At 40.0% G+C, this 23,251-nt stretch carries 25 protein-coding genes; 14 read left to right on the top strand and 11 right to left on the bottom strand.

The window, feature by feature from the left end:
• The first annotated feature begins 88 nt into the window (after positions 1-88).
• Both OXIME_RS02595 and OXIME_RS02590 read left to right on the top strand, forming a co-directional pair.
• The gene (locus OXIME_RS02595) at positions 89-814 is read left to right on the top strand and encodes an SDR family NAD(P)-dependent oxidoreductase (protein ID WP_393971927.1); all 726 of its coding nucleotides are present in this window, start codon (positions 89-91) and stop codon (positions 812-814) included.
• Positions 815-884: 70 nt separating this feature from the next.
• A complete protein-coding gene (locus tag OXIME_RS02590; protein WP_393971926.1) occupies positions 885-2,435 on the top strand; it encodes an aldehyde dehydrogenase family protein in 1,551 nt (516 codons plus the stop codon).
• Here OXIME_RS02590 and lipB read toward each other — a convergent pair.
• Positions 2,404-3,072 (bottom strand): lipoyl(octanoyl) transferase LipB, encoded by a 669-nt coding sequence (lipB, locus tag OXIME_RS02585; RefSeq protein WP_393971925.1) that lies wholly within the window; start codon positions 3,070-3,072, stop codon positions 2,404-2,406. The genes OXIME_RS02590 and lipB overlap by 32 nt on opposite strands.
• Positions 3,073-3,279: 207 nt before the next feature.
• Here lipB and OXIME_RS02580 point away from each other — a divergent pair, with 207 nt between their 5' ends.
• Together OXIME_RS02580 and speD are read left to right on the top strand one after the other, a co-directional pair.
• Positions 3,280-4,017, top strand: a complete 738-nt coding sequence (locus OXIME_RS02580) for a hypothetical protein (RefSeq protein ID WP_393971924.1) — start codon at positions 3,280-3,282, stop codon at positions 4,015-4,017.
• A 186-nt stretch (positions 4,018-4,203) separates the two neighbouring features.
• Positions 4,204-4,602: an adenosylmethionine decarboxylase gene (speD, locus tag OXIME_RS02575; protein WP_393971923.1), complete on the top strand. Its 399-nt coding sequence runs from the start codon at positions 4,204-4,206 to the stop codon at positions 4,600-4,602.
• A gap of 50 nt (positions 4,603-4,652) precedes the next feature.
• Here speD and OXIME_RS02570 read toward each other — a convergent pair whose 3' ends face one another.
• A complete protein-coding gene (locus tag OXIME_RS02570; protein ID WP_393971922.1) occupies positions 4,653-5,876 on the bottom strand; it encodes a DNA recombination protein RmuC in 1,224 nt (407 codons plus the stop codon).
• A 278-nt stretch (positions 5,877-6,154) separates the two neighbouring features.
• Here OXIME_RS02570 and OXIME_RS02565 point away from each other — a divergent pair, with 278 nt between their 5' ends.
• The 3 genes from OXIME_RS02565 (at position 6,155) to OXIME_RS02555 (ending at position 8,253) form a co-directional block, all read left to right on the top strand.
• A complete protein-coding gene (locus OXIME_RS02565; RefSeq protein ID WP_393971921.1) occupies positions 6,155-6,502 on the top strand; it encodes a cobalamin-dependent protein in 348 nt (115 codons plus the stop codon).
• Positions 6,460-7,758, top strand: coding sequence for a B12-binding domain-containing radical SAM protein (locus OXIME_RS02560; protein WP_393971920.1), 1,299 nt, complete (start codon positions 6,460-6,462; stop codon positions 7,756-7,758). Before OXIME_RS02565 ends, OXIME_RS02560 begins: the two co-directional genes overlap by 43 nt.
• Positions 7,759-7,884: 126 nt before the next feature.
• Positions 7,885-8,253, top strand: coding sequence for a thiol-disulfide oxidoreductase DCC family protein (locus tag OXIME_RS02555; RefSeq protein WP_393971919.1), 369 nt, complete (start codon positions 7,885-7,887; stop codon positions 8,251-8,253).
• Here the strand turns inward: OXIME_RS02555 and infB are convergent, their stop codons facing one another.
• From infB to OXIME_RS02520, 7 genes are all read right to left on the bottom strand, one after another.
• Positions 8,254-9,993 carry a translation initiation factor IF-2 gene (gene infB / locus OXIME_RS02550; RefSeq protein WP_393971918.1) on the bottom strand — a complete coding sequence of 580 codons (1,740 nt, stop codon included), beginning with the start codon at positions 9,991-9,993 and terminating at the stop codon, positions 8,254-8,256. It abuts the gene before it with no gap.
• A 7-nt stretch (positions 9,994-10,000) separates the two neighbouring features.
• Positions 10,001-10,447: a nucleoside-diphosphate kinase gene (gene ndk / locus OXIME_RS02545; protein WP_393971917.1), complete on the bottom strand. Its 447-nt coding sequence runs from the start codon at positions 10,445-10,447 to the stop codon at positions 10,001-10,003.
• A 9-nt stretch (positions 10,448-10,456) separates the two neighbouring features.
• Positions 10,457-10,666, bottom strand: a complete 210-nt coding sequence (locus OXIME_RS02540) for a 50S ribosomal protein L24e (RefSeq protein ID WP_393971916.1) — start codon at positions 10,664-10,666, stop codon at positions 10,457-10,459.
• 5 nt (positions 10,667-10,671) lie between these two features.
• Complete coding sequence (locus OXIME_RS02535) at positions 10,672-10,881, bottom strand: 30S ribosomal protein S28e (protein ID WP_393971915.1); 210 nt, start codon at positions 10,879-10,881, stop codon at positions 10,672-10,674.
• A gap of 9 nt (positions 10,882-10,890) precedes the next feature.
• The gene (rpl7ae, locus tag OXIME_RS02530; RefSeq protein ID WP_393971914.1) at positions 10,891-11,259 is read right to left on the bottom strand and encodes a 50S ribosomal protein L7Ae; all 369 of its coding nucleotides are present in this window, start codon (positions 11,257-11,259) and stop codon (positions 10,891-10,893) included.
• Positions 11,260-11,372: 113 nt separating this feature from the next.
• Positions 11,373-12,248, bottom strand: a complete 876-nt coding sequence (locus tag OXIME_RS02525) for a dihydrodipicolinate synthase family protein (RefSeq protein WP_393971913.1) — start codon at positions 12,246-12,248, stop codon at positions 11,373-11,375.
• Positions 12,249-12,331: 83 nt separating this feature from the next.
• Positions 12,332-12,934: a hypothetical protein gene (locus tag OXIME_RS02520; RefSeq protein WP_393971912.1), complete on the bottom strand. Its 603-nt coding sequence runs from the start codon at positions 12,932-12,934 to the stop codon at positions 12,332-12,334.
• Positions 12,935-13,128: 194 nt separating this feature from the next.
• On the opposite strand from OXIME_RS02520, the gene OXIME_RS02515 reads away from it, so the two are divergent.
• From OXIME_RS02515 to OXIME_RS02505, 3 genes are all read left to right on the top strand, one after another.
• A complete protein-coding gene (locus OXIME_RS02515; protein WP_393971911.1) occupies positions 13,129-14,100 on the top strand; it encodes a hypothetical protein in 972 nt (323 codons plus the stop codon).
• Between the two features lie 104 nt (positions 14,101-14,204).
• Positions 14,205-15,626 carry an MFS transporter gene (locus tag OXIME_RS02510; protein ID WP_393971910.1) on the top strand — a complete coding sequence of 474 codons (1,422 nt, stop codon included), beginning with the start codon at positions 14,205-14,207 and terminating at the stop codon, positions 15,624-15,626.
• A 24-nt stretch (positions 15,627-15,650) separates the two neighbouring features.
• Positions 15,651-16,880, top strand: a complete 1,230-nt coding sequence (locus tag OXIME_RS02505; protein ID WP_393972235.1) for an MDR family MFS transporter — start codon at positions 15,651-15,653, stop codon at positions 16,878-16,880.
• Here OXIME_RS02505 and OXIME_RS02500 read toward each other — a convergent pair.
• Together OXIME_RS02500 and OXIME_RS02495 are read right to left on the bottom strand one after the other, a co-directional pair.
• Positions 16,875-17,801 carry a hypothetical protein gene (locus OXIME_RS02500; RefSeq protein WP_393971909.1) on the bottom strand — a complete coding sequence of 309 codons (927 nt, stop codon included), beginning with the start codon at positions 17,799-17,801 and terminating at the stop codon, positions 16,875-16,877. The two genes, OXIME_RS02505 and OXIME_RS02500, sit on opposite strands and share 6 nt — an antisense overlap.
• 874 nt (positions 17,802-18,675) lie before the next feature.
• The gene (locus OXIME_RS02495; RefSeq protein WP_393971908.1) at positions 18,676-19,335 is read right to left on the bottom strand and encodes a DUF998 domain-containing protein; all 660 of its coding nucleotides are present in this window, start codon (positions 19,333-19,335) and stop codon (positions 18,676-18,678) included.
• Positions 19,336-19,522: 187 nt separating this feature from the next.
• On the opposite strand from OXIME_RS02495, the gene OXIME_RS02490 reads away from it, so the two are divergent.
• The 4 genes from OXIME_RS02490 to dnaK are packed head-to-tail and all read left to right on the top strand — an operon-like array spanning position 19,523 to position 23,251.
• Positions 19,523-19,828, top strand: coding sequence for a DNA-directed RNA polymerase subunit L (locus OXIME_RS02490; RefSeq protein WP_393971907.1), 306 nt, complete (start codon positions 19,523-19,525; stop codon positions 19,826-19,828).
• A complete protein-coding gene (locus OXIME_RS02485; protein WP_393971906.1) occupies positions 19,829-20,803 on the top strand; it encodes a methyltransferase in 975 nt (324 codons plus the stop codon).
• A 43-nt stretch (positions 20,804-20,846) separates the two neighbouring features.
• Positions 20,847-21,383, top strand: a complete 537-nt coding sequence (locus OXIME_RS02480; RefSeq protein WP_393971905.1) for a nucleotide exchange factor GrpE — start codon at positions 20,847-20,849, stop codon at positions 21,381-21,383.
• A 5-nt stretch (positions 21,384-21,388) separates the two neighbouring features.
• Positions 21,389-23,251, top strand: coding sequence for a molecular chaperone DnaK (gene dnaK, locus OXIME_RS02475; protein WP_393971904.1), 1,863 nt, complete (start codon positions 21,389-21,391; stop codon positions 23,249-23,251).

The raw sequence follows: 23,251 nt of genomic DNA, 5'->3' as shown, positions 1-23,251 counted from the left end.
ATAAATGGAGTTTGATGCATTAACAAAATGCGTCCCTTTAACTTATTTTGAAGAATCATTTAAATAGTCTACTGTCGCTTTAGTATTTATGGTAGATTTGATCAGAGACAGTCTGGCAGGGAAAGTTGCAGTGATCATTGGAGTTGGTCCAGGACAGGGCATTTCCACTGTAAGAATGTTTATAAATTTTGGTGCAAAAGTCGCAGTCGTATCAAGGAGCGGAAATACATTCGGTCTTGTGGAATCGTCCACAATAAAGGCATACAAAGCTGACGCGACAAATGCCGAAGAACTGCAGAAGTTGAGAGATAAAATAATTGCTGATTATGGGAGCGTAGACGTAGTCTGCAACAATGTAGGAGTATGGAGACAACCTAAGGGTGAATTTGAAGACCCTGCTCAAATGGAGGAGATGTTCAGGATTAATGTTATGTCCATGTATAATTCAATCAGAATATTTTCAGAAGCTATGAAGAAAAAAGGTGGATCTATTGTTAACATTGGCGCTTCCAGGAATTTATTCAAGGGGAATTCAATCGCATATACCGTATCAAAGAGTGCAATAGAGGAACTTACGAGAAAGACCGCAGAGACATTGAGAAAATACAACATAAGAGTCAACGCAGTACTACCCGGTGGGGTGAACAAGGATGATAATTATTACAAAGTTTTCCCATTTAACTACACCAAGATATCCGAAACTTTTCAGCTTGAGCCAATAGAAATTGCAATGGTGACATCATTTCTTGGAAGTGAGATGTCCACAGGGATTAATGGGCAGTCAATTACAGTGGACAGGGGCATGAGTGCCTGATGCCATATTTACCAACAATATTAACAACTATTTTTAGCAACCCTTAATTATTTTTAAAAGATACAGAATTATGCCATTCGAAAACGAAGTTACTTTTGTGAAGATGCAGAAAGCTGGAAAAGAGAGGGAATTTGATGAAAAATACGAGGCTGCACTGAAAAAATGCCAGTCATACTTCGGGAAGGAGTATCCCAATATTATTCTGTCAGATGTTGTGGAAGAAAAGAAAATCAGCGACATATCCCCTATAGATGGAAAAGAGATTGCAAAATTTCAGAACTCTTCGAAGGAAAGTGTAGAAAAAGCAATTGATATGCTTCATGACAATTATAAAAAGTGGTTCAACCTGGGATATGTGGAAAGATCAAGGATAATGCTTAAAGTTGCCGACAGGGTGGCCGAGGAAAAGTACCTCTTATCAGCAATTCTTGCATATGAAAATGGAAAAAACCGTTATGAAGCCATGGCTGACGTGGATGAAGGAATAGACTTTCTGAGATACTATGCCCTGAATTTGATAGAAAACCAGGGCTTCATCAGATTCACAGGCAAAGGATATGAGAATGAGGAAAGCCTTAGCGTTATGAAGCCTTACGGTGTTTTTGCAGTAATTGCACCTTTTAATTTTTATGCAATAACAGTTGGAATGATGGCTGGACCACTTACTGTGGGAAATGCAGTTGCTTTAAAGCCTTCCAGTGATATCCCCCTTTCATCGTATCTGACTGTAAGGTTTATGCATGAGGCGGGTGTACCAAAGGAAGTGCTGGCATTCATTTCCGGTTCCGGAGGAATTGTTGGAAAGACCCTGGTGGAAAACCCGAAGATAGGGGGAGTGGTATTCACAGGTTCACGGGATGTTGGTATGGACATCTATCACAGGGCAACACAGAAAATGCCCAAACCTGTTATTACAGAAATGGGGGGAAAGGATGCCATAATTGTAACTGACAGATGCAATATGAACAAGGCGGTAGAAGGTGTTGTCAGAGCAGCCTTTGGGTTTGCCGGACAAAAATGCAGCGCATGTTCAGTTGTTTATGTTCATGAAGGCATTTACCAGGAGTTTCTTAAGAAACTTAAGGAAAGGACTGAAAAAATAAAACCTGATGATCCCAGGAAGAAGGAGACATTCCTGAATCCAGTGGTAAACAGAGATGCTTTTGAGAAATTTAAACAGATGAAAGATAAATTTACAAAGGAAGGGAAAGTCCTGACTGGTGGAAATGCTCTAGACAGGGACGGATATTACGTTGAGCCAACAGTTGTTGTCGACCTTGAAAGTGAAGCTTACATAGTCAGGAACGAACTTTTCCTCCCAGTTCTTGCGGTAAGAAAAGTGAAAGATCTCAGGCAGGCAGTAGAAGAGATAAATAGATCGGAATACGGGTTGACCGGCGGCATATTCACAGAAGACCCTGAAGAGATAAAGTACTATTTTGAAAACGCCGATGTTGGGGTTGTTTATGCCAATAGGGAGAGAGGAGGATCCACCGGAGCTATGGTGGGATCACAACCATTCGTGGGATGGAAGAGTAGCGGAAGCTCAGGAAAAGGGACCGGATCCTTCTATTATCTGCAACAGTTCCTCAGAGAACAGTCCCAGACAATAGCTCATTGAGATTTTCAAATCCCCCCTTATTTTTTATAATCTCACCCATACCAAGTTTTTCCTGGGAAATATCCATATACTGCTTCTTTACTTTATCAAGATCAACTGGCTTTTTCAGTATTCGTTCCATGGAGGTCATAACTTCAGGATGGAAATCACATGGCTGAATTCTGTAAAAATTTGAAAGATCAGTTGAAACATTCAGTGCACAGCCATGAAGAGTGGAAAAGCCTTTTACCGCAAGTCCTATTGATGCGATCTTTTTTTCCCCTGCCCATATGCCAGTCTCTTTTCCAAGACGTGGATCAGCACCTATACCCCACATCCCTAGTAGTTTAATGCTGCATTCCTGGATTTTATTTATAAGATTAAGAACATTGATGTTGCGTTCCTTAAGATTTACAATATAATAAGTAATAAGCTGTCCTGGTCCATGGTAAGTAATGGATCCTCCCCTTTCAACCTTTACAACATCCAGCCCATCTGCCTCAGCTCCGGGAACCCAATGAATTCCAGCAGTGTAAACTTCAGGATGTTCTACAACAATCATGCTATCTTCTATTCTTCCTTCGTTGCGCAGCTGGTTGAGTTTTCTCTGAACAGATAGAGATTCAACATAATTTAATTTCCCCAAGTTGAGAATCATTAGAGAAGATCATGGAAGACTATTAAAAATAGATTGCGTGGATTCTATGAAAAAAGTGGATGTTATGGGAAGATGAAAAATCTCATTGTTTTAGAGATTGGGATTCCAAATAAAATTTGAAAATTCGCTTAAGTGGTTTTATAAATATGAAAATGCTATCATATAACTGTAGTTCAAATGCTAGATCAGACAAGTCTCACGCAAATAATGATTCTGACAGAAATATTTGATGGAAACGAAAAGCCTTCTGAGATATCAAGAAAAATAGGCATAACCATTCAGGGTGTACAGTACCATACAAAGATAATGCGCGAGAAAGGGCTTATTGATGTCAATGGAAAGATCACGGAAATCGGATTTGATTTTCTCTACTCCGGTTTAAGTGGTTTCAGAGATTTTGTAGCGGAAAGTATGGCCAAACTTGATAACGTTCTTGTATGGGAAGCAATCGCAATGGAGAACCTGAGAAAAGGTGACATTGTGTGGCTGAAGATGAGTAATGGATACCTCTACGCGACTCTGGATAAATCGGGGGAAGCATCAGGCACAGTTATGAAAGACACCCCGGAAGGCGAGATTGCTGGCGTATCGCAGGTGAAGGGGATAATAAATATGCAGCTGGGAACAATCAGCATAATTGTTATTCCAGACATTGAAAAAATAAAGGATATGGATGACATAACAGAGAAAGTTAGAGATTTTTTGGGAACTCGCCCCCCTGGAATATTTGGAGTCCTTGGAGAAGAGGCAATGATAGTTGCAAAAAAAATGAACATTAAACCTAGACTTGAATTTGCACCTTTGGAATCAGCCTTTGAGGCTTCAAATCGCGGTATTTCCTCGCATATAATAATATCCAGCAGGAGATTTCATTTTATCCTTCAGACTTTGAGAGAACTACAGAGAAAAAGTCCTAAAAATGAGTTAAAAATCAATTATATGTGAATACTAAGGTTATTAAATATATAAGTTGTTGTATATTGATGTAAATATTTATATTGTACTTTAGGACTTTCATATATTATGGATGTGCCTATATATTATTAATAAGGGACCATATTGTCAAATATTTAAATATAACATTTTAATACCATCTTTAGCAAAACATAGAGGTGTAAAAGATGGAGGACGATGAAAGTGGCCGTGGGAGTACAAATCTTGGCAGATCTTTATGGCGTGGATCCGGATGCAATATCCGAAGCTGAGAGACTATTCCCCATAATAGAAGGAGCAGTAAAAGAAGGAAAGCTGACGAAGATATCTTCGGACTATTACCAGTTTCAGCCTAAGGGTGCAAGCGGGATTGTACTTTTAGCTGAGTCGCATCTGTCTTTTCACACATGGCCTGAGCATGGACTGGTGACCCTTGATATCTATACGTGTGGCGATCCTAAAAGCGCTGAAGTAGCATTTGCGTACATCCTTGACAGGCTTAAGCCTACAGCAGTTGACACAAAAAGGCTGAAAAGGGGAGTTTCCATAAAGGAAGAGGTTAAGGCAATTAAACCTCAGCATTTGCTTGTTCCTTGAGTGTAAAAACTCAATTTTTTATATTCAACTATCAATTATTTTACATAAACTTAGCTGTGGTTTTCCTGATTCAATCCCTGGCTATCACTTTTCCCATCGTTCTCTGCAATTGTTATAGGTTGGCTTGCAGTAAGATCTATGTTATCTGGAGGTTCCAGGTATTTCCCATCTCCAACGCCAAGATCTGACATCTTCCTAGCCGTGACCAGGACTCTTGATTCAAGTGTTGAAACCAAGGAATTGTAATCTTTTACTGATTTGTTCAGACTCTTTCCAAGCGTGGAAAAGACCTCCAGTAGCTTTCCAATCCTTTTGTATAGTTCCCTACCAAGCAATACAATTTCCTCCCTGTTCCTGTCTATTCTGTATTCCTGCCAGCCAATAGCTGCACTTTTCAATAGGGATATTAGAATTAACGGCGAGGCAAGTATGACTTTCTTGGACACTGAATATTCTATAAGATCCTTGTCTGCTTCAATTGCCGCAGAAAAGAATGCTTCTCCAGGAATGAACATTACCACAAATTCAAAACTGTCCGGAAACTTTTCATGATATGATTTTCCCGACAGTGATCGGACAGTATCTCTGATCTGGGAGGCGTATTTTTTCATCAGTTCCTTCCTTTCGTCTTCCGTTGAGGCTTCCAGTGCTTTTATATACTGGGATACAGGAGTTTTGGCATCAACAATTATACTTCGACTTCCAGGCAGTTTTACAATCATGTCCGGCCTCACTCTTTCATCACCTTCTATCATGGATTCCTGCATACTGAAATCACAGTGGTCTGACATTCCAGAAATCTCTACGATTCTCCTCAGCTGAATTTCCCCCCACCTCCCTCTCTCCTGATTATTTTTTAGGGCAGAATTTAGATCTGATGCGGCTAATATCATCTCCTTCTGCGCATTCATAAGTTGATCAATCGATTCCTTGAGTGTTCCATAATCAGTTTTTACTGACCCGGTCATGGTATTGACCTGTTCCCAGTACTGTGCTAGCTTATCGTTAAGGGGCTTTATTATGCCTTCAATTTCAGCCTTCTTTGTTTCCAGTTTCAGTTCAGTGGAATTAGCGATTGACTCAAGCTGCATTTTAGATTGATCTGTCAGTGTGGAAAAAGTACTCTGAATCACGTCAGCGGCAATTGATTTGATTGCATCTCTGCTTCTTTCTGAATTGTGGGAAAATAATTTTCCGAATATCAGGAATGCAATAATAAATCCAATGATGATGCCTGCAATCATACCAATGGCCAGATATTCAATATCCACCATATAATACGGCCATGTTTTGCCTGATATAAAGGTTTTATGTTACTTTTTTTCAGTTAAAAACTAATCTTTCAAGGGAGTATTTAATATTTTATCTAAATTGCTAAATCTAACTTGAACCATGCAATTTCATGGCATCTGGATAATGTCAGTCGAGGTGTGTTACCTGCAATAGCTAATTAAATCAAACAAATTAACTTGGTAGTTTTCATTACCTATTAATAATTTATGTATAAATTATTCGCACATTAAGTATATTTATAAAAATTTTATTTGAATATATGGCAGTCAAGGCTTTATTTATAAGACCCAGCAACAAAACTGGAAGTGCCTATCTTTCAAAATGGGGTTTTCTTCCGGCCCCTTTAGGTTTACTTGCCCTTGCAGGGGAGATACTGAGGATACATGGCAGTACAGTCAAAATTATAGATATGGAGGGAGAGAGATTATCCCTTGATGATGTCATCCAACAGGCTGTGGATTTCAAACCCCATCTTGTGGGAATAACTCTTCATGCGACTGCAGCTCACAACAATGCATCTTACATAGCAAGAGAGATAAAAAAAGAACCCCAGAAACTTTACTGTTGGCAGGAGGGCACCATGCAACTTTTCTTCCCAATGAACTAATAAGATCTGGCTTTGATATTTCTGTACTGGGAGAGGGAGATGAAACTATATTTGAAATAGGCAAGGCTATAGATGAGAGCAGGAGTTTTCAGGATATCAGTGGAATAGTTTACAAAGACGGAAATGAGATCAGAAGGACAAAACCCAGGAAGCTAATAAGCGATCTGGACACCCTCCCCATGCCGCCACTTGATCTTCTAGACAGCGAAAAGTATACATTCAAGGTATTCGGCGAAAAAGAAAAGGTTATGTGTCTTGAAACTTCCAGAGGCTGCCCTTATGCATGCGATTTCTGTTCAGTAACACCAACATGGGGAAACAAATGGAGAAACAAGTCCAACGAGAGGATTATTATTGAAATGAAGGAGGCAAAGAAACATGGTTATAACTGGATTTTCTTTACTGACGACATTTTCGTTGTATATCCAAATGTAGAACAGAGAAGGGACTTATTCAGAAGGATAATAGAGGAAAGGATAGAGAGCAAATGGATAGTACAGATGCGCGCCGATGTGACTTCAAAGAACAGTGATCTTATCAGGGAGGCTTCAAAAGCCGGGATGAGTATAGCGTTTCTCGGAGTGGAATCAGGAAGCCCGGAAGTGCTGAAGAAAATGCATAAGGGAGAATTCACGCCGCAGTCTGTAGATGCAGTGCGCATACTGTCAGAAAATGGGATAATAGTCCTAGTTGGAATGATGGTTGGAGCACCATATGAAAAATTCAGAGACCTCCTTTCTACAATAAAATTCTCCCGTGAGCTTGCAAGATCTGGCGCAGATGCCCTTCAGTTCTCAATATATACGCCCCTTCCTGGAACCAGAGTTTTCGATGATGCCCTCAGAACCGGTTCATTGTTCACGATGGACTGGGACAGATACGATGTTCTGACCCCTGTTATGAAAACCAGGATAGGGCCAGTTCTCGATCAGCTTGCACAATTCTATGCATCCTACAGCTTTTATATTTATAAGTTCATGAGAGGAAAAATACTTGGAATACGATCCACAGACACCAAACAGAAGCTTCTTGATACAGGTACAAGATTCATAATGAAGATGATGCCTTCCTACCTGAGAGACTTTTTCAGTTTCCCCCGGTTTATCCTTAAAACCTACGATCTTTACTGGAATTCAAAGAAGAATACTTTATCTGACAGTACCAGTGTGGAAGAGGCACTGGAGACTTCAAACAAGATAATCTATGATGTTGGCACAAACAGAAATCCATACTACATGATAAAGCAGAACCGCTGATAATCTTTAACCTAAACTCTTGTTGAGAGAGACTAAATTGTCAGAAAATGCACTTGGGCATACATCCTAAGTATTACAACAGGTGGCAACAAAACATAAATATTTTACCTCAATCTTATTTTACATATGGAACAGAATGTTATTATTTACGATGATAAATGCTATTTCTGCTCCTTGAGTGTTAAATTTCTGAAAAAGATGGACTTCCTTCATATTTTAAAACCTGTTCCAATGTCAAGCACAGATCCTGTAAGTTTTAACCTTTCTGCTGAAAGGCTTAATGAGGCTGTTTTGGTAATAATTGGCCATGGAGGGAAAAGGCTGAAGGGTTTTAAAGCCATATCTTACTGTGCGTTAACTTCACCACCACTCTTCCCTCTATTTTTACTTATGCTGATTCTCCGCCTTTCAGGCAATGGTGACAGGGTGTACAACAAAATTGCTTCAAACCGCTACCTGATCTCAGGCATTATTAGAAAAAGGATTGATCTGTGATTATGCTCGCGTGCCCCAGAAAATATTTTCCTTGCGTTTAATTTTAATTATCTCTTCCAGGGTTTCCATTGTACCCGTGTCCATATTGTTTTCCCTGAGAGTTTTTACAACCGATTCTGGAACATCAACATAGAGTGTCTCTGAAGGGAATATATGCCGGTGAAGTATAACACCTTCAATTGAAACAGCAACCTCCTGCCCAGCTTCGGCAAATTTCTTTGAAGTCTCCCCCTCCCTGATACTTTTTATGATGCCAGCATATCTGCCATCCGACTTTATAAGGCTGTCACCCACCTTCAGCCTTCCGGTTAAAACTTTCACACCCACTATAACCGGTTTGTTTGATCTGAAAATGTATTCAGGCATGATTGTGAACTTTGATGGAATTGGTGTATCCTGCTTTCTTCCCTCTTCAATCTCTTCCTTCTTTCCCTGTATCCACTTCTCTGTGGCCTCAATTAAAGAGTATATAACTGATCCTGTTTCAACCGCTGTGTCGCTTGTAAGCGCTGCTTCCCTAGCCTCTGGTAGCATCTCCACATTGAATCCTATAATGATCTTGCTCAAAATATCGTTGAGGGTTGACACATCGGTTATGTCCCTTCTGGTGATATCGCCAATGCTTGCCGACCTGATGGGAATGTCCTTTTTGGAAAGTTCATAGGATATTGCCTCAAGAGATCCAAGAGCCTCTGCCTTTACAGTAACACCATTGAGGGATAAAGGTATATTTATCTGCGATTCCTTCATAATCTCATCGAAAGCTTCGCGTGTGTCGTTAACAATTGCTATTGCCGGTGACCCAGGGATCACTTCTAATTTGTCTGCCAGAACCACCCTTATCCCCTGAGCAGAAAAGACTTCTGATTTCTCCAGCAGTTTCTTTCCTTTTCCACTCACAAATATGGCCTTTACTTTAGATACTGCAGGTCCATTTCTTGTACTTACTGCCAACCTGTCACCTTTCTTCAGTGAACCCTGATAAAGAACAGTGTCCAGAGTCAATCCCAGCGATTCCTCTTTTTTAACCTCGATGACTGTACCCTTCCCAAGGCCGCCTACATACTCAATATTTCTTTCAAGGAATCTCTGTGCCAGTCCAGCTAGCATCAACAGAGCGTCAGAAATCCCAATTGCCATTTTGGCACTTACAGGGACTATGGCTATTGTTTTAGAGAAGTCAGTTATCCTGTCATACCTATCTGTTGAAAGCCCGAACTCATAAAATTTATTAACCAGATTGTAAAGCCGTTTGTCCAGCTCTTCATTATATTCATTTCTCTGGGTTTTCTGTAAATCCCGGAAAGATATATTTTTTATATTTGTGAAAAACGGAATCAGATCTATCTTGTTAGCTGCAACTATAAATGGGGTTTTAAATCGTTTCAGTATCTCGATTGATTCGACTGTTTGCGGCTTAAACCCTTCATTAATATCTACGACAAGTATGGCAATGTCTGCAAGAGCACCACCTCTTGCCCTCATATTTGAAAATGCAACATGTCCCGGTGTATCTATAAAGAGAAGACCTGGAATCTTCAACTTATTCATTCCGATTTCTGTTCTGGATGCCCGGTAGAATGATTCCATATCTACCTCAAATGCTCCAATTTTCTGGGTTATGCCTCCAACTTCTTTTTTAGCTACAGAGGTACCTCTGATGACGTCAAGAATCGATGTCTTCCCATGATCTACATGGCCAAGGACACAAACAATTGGTTGCCTGAGGGATTTATACATAACCACCTCAAAAGATGAGTTCTTCGTCCCCTGACGAATATTCTATAATCTCTTCCCGAGAAAAGTAAATGGGCCACTCGTATTGGAATGATTCTACCGAATCGGATGCGTGTATAATGTTTTTCTCTATGCCCATGGAGAAATCACCTCTTATGGTTCCAGGCTGAGCTTTTGAACCGTCTGTTGATCCACACAGTGTTCTTGTGATTGAAATGCAGTTAGTTCCTTCCAGTATTGCCGCGACTATTGGACCAGAGATAATGTATGAAACCAGGCCGTTAAAAAATGGCTTGTCTTTGTGTACTGCGTAATGCTTTTCCGCCTCTTTTTTTGATAGAATCAGCATTTTCATTGCCACTACTTTCATTCCTTTATCTTCAAATCTTGAAAGAATTTTACCAGACAGTTTTCGTTTAACGCCGTCCGGTTTAATTAAAATAAGAGTTTGTTCCAATCTGATCCCTCACTGGTTCTTTGAGGATTCTTTCTTCATGTTCTTTATGGTGTGGAACTCATTTGTCCATCTGGTCTTTCTGGAAACCCTTCCAAGGTCTATCATATTAACTTTGCACTTTCTGCTGCAAAAGTTAATTGTGACCCCGTCTTTTCGGACATGTATGAATCCAGATCCAGGTTCAATTGCTTTCCCACAGAAGTAACAATTTCTTGCCATTCATATCACCTGATTGAGAGTCTCTTTGCCTCTCTTGCAGTCTCTCTGAGCATGAGTATGTCTCCGACCTTGACGGGACCCATAACATTTCTTGCTATGATCCTACCCTGATCCCTACCGGACAGGACTCTCACTTTTACCGTAGTGGCTTCCCCCGTCATTCCCGTTCTTCCTAATAGTTCAACAACTTCAGCCGGAGTGGCTTCATCTGCCATTCATATCACCTATTTTTTGATCTCAGCCAGTTGAGACACTATCTGTTTGTAGGTTTCGTCATTCTTTCCATAGTCAACTATTGAAAGGGAGGCAGCTGCCCCTATTCCAACCTTTGATCCCAGGTCTGATCTCTTCTTGACATAGGCGTACTGAACCTTTCTCTCTTCGCACAGAGTTGGAAGGTAATATACAACCTCTGGGGGAGTTACGTCTTCCGCTATTACAACAAGCTTACTCTCTCCTCGTTCAATGGATTTTATAACTTCATTTGTTCCTTTCTTTATCTTACCTGTTCTATAAGAGTTTTCAACTAAATCGAGAATTTTCTTTTCTAATGTCTCGGGAGTTTCAAACTTTACATATGTCTGTTCTGCCATATTTTATTCCTCCTTCACTAAGGTATCCGTAAAGGTCAAATCTGTATTTATATTTTATCGCATGGAAAATGTGAATTATGCAATAAAAATAATTGCTGTAAGTTGAAAAAAAATTAGTCTTTGAGTTTCGAGAGGAACTCTTCAGAATGTTTTTTAGAATCATCGTCCGGTTCCATCATGGGTGATCTGTAACCCCCATCTATCCTGTTCCTTGTGTAAAAGGCATGATAATACCCTGAGGGGAACCTATCTGCATTTAAAACCTTCATAATTGAATTTATCTCACTGAATTGAATCCTTCTGGCTTCAGCCATGTCTCCATTCCTGTAAGCCTTATAGCATCGAATCACAGGGTTTGAGAAATTCGTTAGGCCGCATACGCCCCCATCAGCACCAAGTGCAAGCGAAGCCAGGAGAAGATCGTCCTGACCCTGGAAGATGGAGAAATCTGGACCTGAGAATTCCAATAATTTTGAGAAATACCTCATATCACCAGAACTCTCCTTAAGACCGGTTATCTGGGAATAATTCTCCTTGAGTTTTAACACCGTATCTGGTTGGATGAATGTGCCAGAAAGTTGAGGAATATTATAGATAAAGAGTTCTTTTTTGACGTTCTTCAGTACCTCATCGAAATGTTTCAATATCTCTTTCTGCCCTGGCTGGATATAATATGGCGGCATGAGAACCATAACATCAACTGGAAGATCATTGCAATGCTTTGCCAGATCAGATGATATCTGGGTTGACGCTGAACCGATTCCAGCATAAATTTTCATTCCACTTGCATGATTGGCCACAAATTGCAAATATTTCTTTCTCTCTTCCTCCCTGAGAAACGGAAAAAGGCCGGTTGAACCAAGTGGAAAAAGTCCAGATACCCCTATTTTTTTTAGATATGTAATTAATGTCTCAGTTGCAGCGTAATCAATCTCACCTTTCTTGTTGAAAGGTGTTATCATTGGTGTGATAATTCCATTGTGTTTCATGGTTTATTATGGCTTTATGGCATATAATCTGTTCGTAGATGATGAATAATCTTACAACGGTGAAATTGTTCTTTCCATGCAAATCAGAGCTTTGAACCCAGATTTGCGGCCCTGATTGAATCAACCATTTCCCTTGGGAGTCCCATTTTTACAAGGTAGTCCCAGTCCGGTATGAGTCTTCTGCTAATTGCAAGAGTTACCATTTCACTGAGTGGCAGATAAAGAGTTCCTGGTGCATGTGCAGTCCCCATAACCCATGGTGGTATGTCGAAATAATTCTTCACTCTTCCAGGCACAGCGTCTGCAAGGACAGAATTGAGTATTGATGCTATGGACGGGTTGTAATACCACCTCTGTACAGGAGAATTTTCAAAGCTTGCCTTGGGGGAATAAACTTTCCATTGAAGACCGTATAGATTGGCAGTTTCTATAAAATCGGAGGTTTCTCCAAAGTTATCTATCATTGTCTGGGGGGGAAACTCCTCTTCTCCTGTCTGTCTGTTTACAACTTTCAGATTGTACCGGTTGTAGACACTCAAATATCTCTTTATAAGCCTTTCAAGCTCTTCGGCCTCATCCTGCGATATTGAACTGTCATTCTCTAACTGCTCAGATAAAAGGGCGTATTCATCAAGGCCAGAATTCAATATCATTTTCAAGTAATAATTAAATCTATCACCAGACATTTAGACACCATTAGCTGTTTACCTGAATAGAATGAATATTGGTATTTAACTATAACGCAGTTACCGCAGACTTTTTTCGCCATAATTTCTTTTCATGTGAATCGGCTAAGGAAGAATTATTAATTATAAGTTACAAGAAGCGAATTAAGAATTCTGTTCCGTTAACTAATAATGCTATCTTCTGTTAAGGGCTTATGGAAATCATAGAGAGAGACGAAAAGATAGATACGTACCTGAAATCTAGCATAAAATGGAAAGATGTCCTCCGGAAATTACAGGTCTCAATACTTAATGGTGAAAATATCAAAACCCGATCTGTAGCCGTTTCCCCATGGTCTATAGATCAACTATCCATAAGCTTAAAATGCTCAAGTGATGAACTTTTAAAATTTATTTCGAAAAGAAAAACGGTGAAAATAACCAATAAAAGTCTGGAAAACCAAACTTTTAAGGTACTTGAAGCAGGTAACGGATTTGATCTGGATGTTGCGGCGCAATCTATCACTAAGTTTTTTGAGGACATGGATATTCACCTATTAATTAGGCTGCTGGTCTGGATGAATACCAAAAGGATCTGCAATCAGACTGGTGAAATTCCTTCGCTTTCTGATTCAATTTTAACTGTCAAAAATGAACTGATGGTTCCCGATGACTTCATTCCGGGATACATGATGAAGCTAGTGGAGAACGGAACTACCCCGGTGACTGCTGAAATGTTGGATGATATCCAGGGAAAGGATCATCTGTTCTTCTTAATTTGCGGATTCGATCAGGAAAGAAGCCCCTATCCAGTATCAATAATACCCTCTGCAGGTTTTTTCTTAGAAAACCAATTGGAACTTTATGAAAAGTTGATGAGCAAAACCAAAGAACTCTTTTCAGAAATATCAAAGACCCAGGAATTCAAGAATCTTACAATAAGCAGAACTCTAAGGGCGCTTATTTATCAGCTTGAGAAAAACAAAAAAGATCTATCCGGATATCTGTGGAAAGGGGAAAAGATGGCCATACTGAAATCTTTGGGACTGGTTGATGAATCAGGTGATAAACCGAAATTGAGATCTGATATAGATCTCCTGAAACTTGCCCCACTTGTGGGCAGATATCGTATAGAGGCTGAAAAATTAAGTATAAATTGGCTTCAGACAAAAGTATCATTCCCATAGTCAGAGTTTTCAACATCGTAAAAAGAAACGTGTAATTTCAATTGAACAGCGTGCCCAAACACCGATTAAATTAAGTATTGTTTTGTAATGGCAATGATTACTAAATGCAATACAAATGGACTGTTCTGACTAACACAACCCTAGGGGTTCTTATGTCATCTTTGGACACTAACATTGTCCTTATTGCCCTTCCCACTATAGCCAGACAACTTCCAGGAACATCGCTTCTCGATCTTATATGGATACTGATCGGATATCAACTTATAACTGCGGCAATCCTGGTAAGCTTTGGAAGACTCGCTGATATGTTCGGCAGAGTGAAACTTTACAACCTTGGTTTTATAATTTTTACAGTGGGATCTGCCCTATGCAGCATATCATTCACGTCATTTGAATTGATATTCTTCAGGATGATTCAGGGCGTAGGTGCTGCATTCCTTTTCTCCAATAGTGCTGCGATTATAACAGATGCTTTTCCTATAAGCGAAAGAGGAAAAGCACTTGGGATAAACCAGATAGCCATAGTTTTTGGTGCTGCAATGGGACTGGTATTTGGAGGATTCCTTGTATCTCTGCTGGGCTGGAGATCAATCTTCTGGGTCAATATACCAATAGGTATCTTTGCAGCTATCTGGTCACATTTTAAACTAAAGGAGCTGGCTACAATTGAAAAAGGGCAGCGGGTAGATCTTACAGGGAATTTTACATTTGCAGGGGGACTTGCCCTGATACTGGTTGCAATCACAGTATATTCACTTGGATCCCTCAGCAGACTTGAAGCCCTTATCATGATACTCTTTGGATTGGCCCTTATAATATTCTTCGTCATAATTGAGGTTAGAACGCGTTACCCCATGTTCAACATGGCGCTTTTTAAAATCAGGGCATTCAGTTTCGGTAGTTTAGCGCTTCTTCTCAATGCACTTGCAAATGGAGCAGTGACCATAGTTCTGGTATTCTATCTGCAGGGACCCACTATGAGGCTCACACCCCTTGTTGCGGGAATATTCCTTGTTCCAATGTCAGCATCACTTGCAGTCATTGGACCAATAAGCGGGATTCTCTCTGACAGATACGGGCAGAGGTTTTTCGCAGTGCTTGGGCTTGTAATTTCAATAATTGGGTTTGCCTTGCTGAGCAGGATAGAAAATACCATAACATTCACACAGCTTCTTATCCCCCTTATATTGGTAGGCGTTGGAATGGGATTCTTTGCCTCCCCCAACAGAAGTAGCATAATGAGCGGGTCACCTCCAAGATACAGGGGTATTGCTTCGGGGATGAGCGCAACCATGAACAATGTTGGGAGGACATTCAGCACCGGAATTGCATTTCTTGTTATAGCAATAGGGACCCCGCTCACCCAGTTGAAGTCTATATTTGTCGGATCAGCTGTACAGAGCAATGCCCCATGGGTTGCGGATTTCATATCATCCATACACTATGTTTACATAATTGGAATTGTAATGCTGGCAGCTGCAATAATCCCATCCGTGATGATTAAAAAAGATGCCGAAAAGGATTAGGTGAAATAAGTTACGAAAAGCAAGCTGGATGATAAAACAATAGACCGGAGAATATGGTTTTTAGCTTTCACCAGATTTATAAGGGCCCTTGGGCGAGTCTCTTCCTTCATATTCCTTCCAATTATACTGCTTGAATTCTACCACCTTTCGTTTATTCTTATCGGCATTATTCAAGGATTCGCAACTCTTATGATGTCTCTTGTCCAGTACAATGCCGGTAAATGGACCGACCGGGTTGGAAGAAGGTTCTTTCTCGTCGTTATTCCATTACCTGCTGCATTTTTTTACCTGATAATGTTTTTTGTGATTCAGGACAGACTTGACCTCTTATACCTCATAGGGGCCTGGTACCTGACAATAATAATAAATGCGCTACAATATCCGGCAATACAGGCCGCTGTAGCAGATCTTACCAGTATTTCAAGGAGGCTTTCCGGGTATACCTACCTCAGGCTGATGGCAAACCTTGGTGCAGCTGCAGGGCCATTAATAGGAGGGTTCCTCGCAGTATTTGGATTCCAGTATATATTTCTTGTAGCCTCTATTTCCACAGTTGTTGAGCTTGTCATACTTTACTACTCTGTCAGCGAGACCTATTTTCCGGAAAAAAATACTGGGAAGCTGGTTAAGGAAAAATTCTCCTTCAGGCTTGACAGGTTCTTCCTACTGTTCACAATAGTTGGGTTATTTCTTGCGTTTTTTACAAGACAGAGAGGTTCCACACTTACATTATACATATTCGACTTTAAGAATCTTCCAATCACATATATTGGATATATCTACGCACTTAATGGGGCACTGGTTGTAATTACGCAGCTACCCATACTTTCATTCATGAACAGTCACCTCACTCCAATGGAGTGGAGAGGAGTTGGATTGATCTATTATGCAGCTGGTTTTGTGATCACTGCATTTTCTGGAGACCTCATCTTCTTCCTCATTGTCATGTCCATAATGACAATAGGCGAGGATTTCCTGGCACCAACCACTCAGACAATAATAACAACACTTTCTCCTGCGGATAAGCGTGGAACCTACATAGGGATGTATAATCTGGTTACAAGTTTCGGGGCATTTCTCGGTGCGATAATTGGACTCTTCCTGCTTTCATATCTCAGCGGTGAACTGTCTGAGTTCTGGTTTATTTTCGCATCCGGCACATTCCTAGTTGCCATGATCTACTTACTTATGGGAAAATCATACAGAAGAAGAACCACCGTGCCTGAAATGACTCCGGGACCTGGCAAATCATAGTGGAGTTATCTGCCCCAGTTCCATCCTCCAATCAGGGAATTTTTTGAATGATTCAAATATCAAGGAATAAAACTCTGAAAGAAGCATTCTGGGAATTACAATATCAAAGGAAAACTGATTGCCTATGAGTCTCTGGGGAAGAGCAAGGGTAGCGATCTGCCTGTTTTCCGCCTCACGCATATAGTATTCTATGAGAGGATTCACAAATGTGGCCTGATATATACCATCCGTAGTGGAAACGTCAATCACATCCCTGCTGTCCTTCTTCAACAGAGAACGGCTGTCATAGTATATTGCCTTTATATTTCCAGCGATGAGGTATTTAACCTCCCTCTCCCATGTGCTTCCGAAGGTAGACATTGCAATGTCTCCTGTTAAATCCATGTCGTTCCCCGCGACTTTGGTTTTAATTTCAACAGAATAGAGTGGTACCTTTTTGCTGATTTCTGAAAAGGATTCAGCAAAGCCTTTGTTTGGTCCCAGGAATTCTATGCTGAAAAGATCATACTGGCTCCAGTCGGATGCAAAAGAACTTGAAAGTTCCTTTGAAACTGAACTGTGAAATCTGAAATATACCTTTGTCAGGCCATCTTCTATGAGAACAGCGTCAACGATCACAGAGGGGATTGTAACAAATCTTGAAAAAGAATCCAGAAATTTTGACTTGGTGATATCAATAGAGGCAACATAGCCATAGTTCGCTTTTGTTGAGTTGAACTTCTTCAGTTTTTCTTCCAGCTCAGTTATTTTCCCATCCGGATATGTAATGTTAAGAACTGCATTAGCAGTGTCCTTATGCCGCCTTATCCTTGCAATTATTTTTATACCAAATTTTCTGCTTATTTCGTTAAGATCATTGTCAAATGAAAATGAAAAAATTCCCTTCATGTCTAGTTTTTTATCAGATTCCTGGAACAACATGGAAATCGTATCTATCATGATTATTTAAATTATTTCAGTTGTAAATTTCACTTGTAGAAACGAAAGAATTTCCAGAATTGAGGGTTTCATGACTAAAGACATTACCGGGGCACACTATAATTCTATAACTTACTCCTTTCTCCTTATAACTTGAGTTTCTCATGATGTTTTGATGAAAATCGTCAGAAGACACTTTATCTTAGAGAATTTGATAGCGATCTTACTGTTATTTTGTTAGTGTGTCACCTATAACTTTTTTTGGGATAGGTAAAATAAGAAGTGATAGTATCTGATTTGCATTTTCTCATCCCCATCTGAGTATCAGTTTTCCAACTGGAATTATCAACGGTATTGCTTTCAGTTCTGAAAGAGTAGCAATAATATGAGATATTGTTGCATTCGTTCTCTTTCAAATAAGCCTTGATATGATCATGACAACAAGAATATCCGTATCTGTCTTTAGGTATTTCTTGTATATCTGAAGAATTCCGAGATCATCCATCAAAACCCTTGATGAATATACTACACCAAATTCCAGTGGCGACAGTACATCCAGATCCTCCAGATTTGCAAATTCTATCTCGATCTTTCTTTTTCTAGGAAAAATGTTCGCCTATAACCATCTATGTCATTATGATCATATACAGAGCCAAGATGTTTCAGTATCTTATTCTCAGGTTTTCCGTTCGCATACATTCTCTCCACTATCTGGGCATATCTGTGTTGGGATTCTCCTCTTCTTACTTTATTAAACGAAAGTGCACAAAAAGATATACCATTTAAGTATGTTAAGAATGCGTGTGTTATGACACACTCACCAAAATATCCAGAAACCTTACAAAACAAACATTTTCGTCAAATTATGTTGCGAAAATCAAGTTAAAACATTTGAGCCATTTTTTTGTATTCCCATCAAAGGAATGACTCGGCCAGAAATCCGTTTTCCAGTATTTCTTCTAAAGGTCAGTATGTGCAGTATCACAAAAACATCTATGACGGCAACTCCAAACATTTCATCCTCAGCCACAGAACCCCATGGAACAACAGCAAAAGCAATCCAGGATAAAACAAGCAGCAGAGATAAAATGATTCCTGTGATCCTGAATTTTCCTATTATGAATGATATAGCGATGGCAACATAGGAGATGGAGCTCAGAATGAAGAACCAGATGGATACAAAATCATGTGGATATGTCCCCTCGTGGTAAATTCCTATCAGTGCGAGAAAAAGTCCGGAAATCATGAAGTAGGATGCCCCTATTATCTCAACTGAATTTCTTGATCTAAGAATAACTGACACTGAAAATAAGGCAATTAGCACCCCTGCGATCATTAGCCCCACATTGTATACAAATGGATCAGTAGGTGCCGGATGACCATTCATGGAGAGGTTGCCTCCTCCGAGATCACTGAGAGCATTCCCTGTAAATCTGAACCATGGATTCAGTGCTGCTGCAAGGAAAATAGTCAGCCATGCGGCGGTCATAGCAGCAATTCCAATGTAAGCAATAGGCAGTTTTCTTACCATGTCCATTGATGCATGCTTTCAGATCTTTATTAATCTATTCAAAAATAGTATATCAAATGCGATTCCTTTTTTATGGGTCAATAACAGAATACATATCCCTTGATAATTATTGGATCATACTTCGGACCTCATCCATTATTTTAAAGAACAGTTCCATAAAAAAATAAATACGCATACCCTATATACCTGTCATATGGATCCCAAATTAAAAATAGTGTCTAAGGAAAAGAATAGCATAACAATGGAAATGATAAATTATGATAACACTATTTTAAGACCTCTTGCTGATGAGCTCTTAAGAGATGAACAGGTTGAGGAGGCAAGATATTACCTCAAACACCCTATAATCGATAACCCAAAGATTTACGTAAAAGTAAAGACAGGAAAACCACAGGCAGCAGTCAAACGATCCATAAAAAAACTGAGCAAGATATACGAGAACTTGGATACTGATCTTGCCAAGGAAATTAAAAAAACTCAAGAAAACAAAAAGAATTAGATGGAAAATAATCTTTTTCTCCTTGAGAAAAGCAGGGAAAATGAATCTGCATTCTTAAATGAACTTGAATCTGTTAAAGGTACCTTTAATGACTTTGATATCATTGAGAACAATCCTTTCTTCTCTCTCATTAAAGGTAATCCTGAGAATATTAAATTGTGTGCCTTTGTGAACAGGATATCCAGAGTGATCATGATAGCTGATGAACCTGGGAAATTTCAAGGGATTGACCTTCCACCTGGGAAATTCTTTGTTCGATTCTGGGATACCGGGAAGTGCCATGACCAGACAATTGAGCCTTTTCTGGGAGATCTGATGAATGGGAAAGGGAGAATTTCATTCAAGAATCCTGATTTCCTTGTAAGGATAATACATTCTTTTAGGTGGTACCTATGTATTGTTCAACATGAAAGACCGGTAAGGGAGTTTGAAATGAGGCGCGCTCCAATGCGGCCATTTTTTTCCCCTGTTTCCCTTCATCCAAAATTTGCTCGCTTTCTGGTTAACCTCACAAGAGTTCCAACAGGAGGACTTATATTGGACCCCTTCTGTGGTACAGGTGGAATTCTTATTGAGGCGTCATTGACGGGAAGAAAATCAGTTGGAAACGACGCATCTCTTAACATGGTCCTGGGATCAAGATTGAATCTGAAATACATGAAAATCAGAGACTCACATATAATTCATGGAGATTTCTTCAAGTTAGGCCCAGATGCGTCTTATGACGGTATTGCAACAGACCTACCATATGGAAGAAGTGCAGAGATAGCAAATTATAGTATTGAAGAACTTTATGAAAAAGCGTTTATTAAATTCCATGGTCTCCTGAAAAATGACAGGTATTGTGCGGTTGTGATATCCGATACCGGCATGCTGAAATATTCGGAAGGGCTGTTTGAAATTGTTAACCGGACCGCTGTTAGGCAGCACAAATCTTTGACCAGACACTTTATTACATTGAAGAAATTGAAATGAAGATATTAGTAACGTTTATATAGAAGAACAAATTTACTTGTAAATGTCTTCTGAAAGAAAAATTAAAGTTAATCACGATAACACCATAACTTACGAAATGGAAAAAAGTAGGATCAGAACCATGATGCAATATTACAGGGAATCCAGAAGACTCGAAAAGGAAAATACAGACCTTATGGATCAGATAAAGACTATAAAAGATAGTTACATTAGACAAAGGGCAGAAATGGAGAATTACCTGAAAGCAAAGGAGAGGGAATTGAACTATGCCATTAAAAGCTCAAACAAGGAAATGATCAAGAGCCTTCTTCCGTTCATTGATTCTCTGGATTCTGCTAATATGAGCGAGGAACAAAGATCATTTCTGGCTCCGCTAAGAGATCAACTCAGAAAGATACTTTCCTCCTACGGGCTCAACCAAATAAACGCAAAAGGGCAGAAATTCGATCCCTATCTCCATGAGGCTCTCGCGGTTACAGATCAAGGCGAAAATGGGATAGTCTATGAAGAGATACAGAAAGGATATAAATTAAATGATGAAGTATTGAGGACATCAAAAGTGATAGTTGGAAAAAGGTGATTTTTATGGCAAAAACAATAGGAATAGACTTAGGAACTAGCAATTCGGCAGCAGCAGTTGTTATTTCAGGGAAACCCACAATAATTCCCAGTGCGGAAGGCGTATCAATAGGGGGAAAATCTTTCCCCAGTTATGTTGCTTTCACTAAAGAAGGCGAACTTCTTGTGGGAGAGCCTGCCAGGAGACAGGCCCTTCTAAACCCAGAGGGCACAATATACGCTGCAAAGAGGAAAATGGGTACTGACTTTAAATTCAAAGCATATGGAAAGGAATACACACCCCAGCAGATATCTGCATTCATTCTGCAAAAAATAAAGAGGGATGCGGAGGCATTTCTGGGTGAACCTGTTCAGGATGCTGTAATAACAGTCCCTGCATATTTTAATGACAATCAGAGACAGGCCACCAAAGACGCGGGAACGATAGCTGGCCTGAACGTTAAAAGAATAATAAACGAACCCACCGCTGCATCTCTGGCTTATGGTATTGACAAGCTGAATGAAAGCCTGAAGATACTTGTGTTTGACCTGGGTGGTGGAACACTGGATGTTACCATCATGGATTTTGGTGAAGGGGTCTTCGAAGTTGTTTCCACATCAGGTGATACAAAACTAGGTGGAACCGACATGGATGAAGCAATCATCAAGTTCCTTTTGGACGACTTCAAGCAGAAGGAAGGTATGGACCTTTCAAAGGATAAATCCGCATATATAAGACTCAAAGATGCTGCAGAGAAAGCAAAAATAGAACTGTCAACAACAATGACGACGGAAATTAACTTGCCCTACATAACTGCAAATCAGACCGGACCCAAGCATCTGCAGTATACACTGACAAGATCAAAATTTGAGGATCTTATAAGGCCCATAGTGGAAAAGTGCAGGCATCCTCTGGAAGAGGCATTATCAGCAGGCAAACTTAAAAAGGATGATGTAGCAAAGATAATCCTTGTTGGAGGACCCACCAGGATTCCAATGGTGAAGAAGTTTGTTGAAGACTTTTTTGGTAGAAAGGCGGAAGGTGGAGTTGACCCAATGGAATGTGTTGCAATAGGTGCAGCAATACAGGGAGCTGTGCTTTCCGGAGATATTAAGGACATTGTACTGCTTGACGTCACACCCCTTACACTAGGTATAGAAACTCTTGGTGGAGTTGCAACTCCGGTTATACCGGCAAATACCACTATTCCTACAAAGAAATCACAGATTTTCACAACTGCTGCGGATATGCAGACGGCTGTTACAATACACATTGTACAGGGAGAGAGATCTATGGCCGCAGACAATGTTTCTCTAGGCATGTTTAACTTGATTGGAATCCCACCTGCCCCAAGAGGAATTCCGCAAATAGAGGTTACATTCGATATTGACGCAAACGGGATACTGAATGTTTCTGCTGTGGACAAGGGATCCGGAAAGAGCCAGAGCATCTCCATATCAGCATCAAATAAGCTTTCCAAAGAGGAAATCGAAAAGATGAAGAAGCAGGCAGAGGAGTTTGCAGAAACAGACAGAAAAAAGAGGGAAGAGATCGAGAAGGTCAATGCTGCAGAAACTTTAGTTTATACTGTTGAGAAAACCCTTTCTGATGCAGGAGACAAGATTGATGAGAAAACCAGAAAAGATATCCAGTCCATTGTAGCAGAAATGAAGAAGGCTGTTTCGGACAAAGATCTGGCAAAGATAGATGAACTCTCCGAGAAACTTTCCAAGCAGATACAGGAGGTGGGATCAAAGATGTACCAGTCGCAGACACCGCCGCCTAATGGAGAACAGCAGCAGTCTGAACAACAGACCAAACAGGAAACTGGCCCAGAACCAGAACAAGGTGACGAAAAGGTTGTTGACGCTGATTTCAAGGACAAATAA

It is taken from the genome of Oxyplasma meridianum (assembly GCF_038024865.1).
In the GTDB taxonomy this organism is placed as follows: domain Archaea; phylum Thermoplasmatota; class Thermoplasmata; order Thermoplasmatales; family Thermoplasmataceae; genus Oxyplasma; species Oxyplasma meridianum.
Note: the sequence above shows the minus strand (reverse complement) of the source record. Positions and strands in the feature narration are given on the sequence as shown.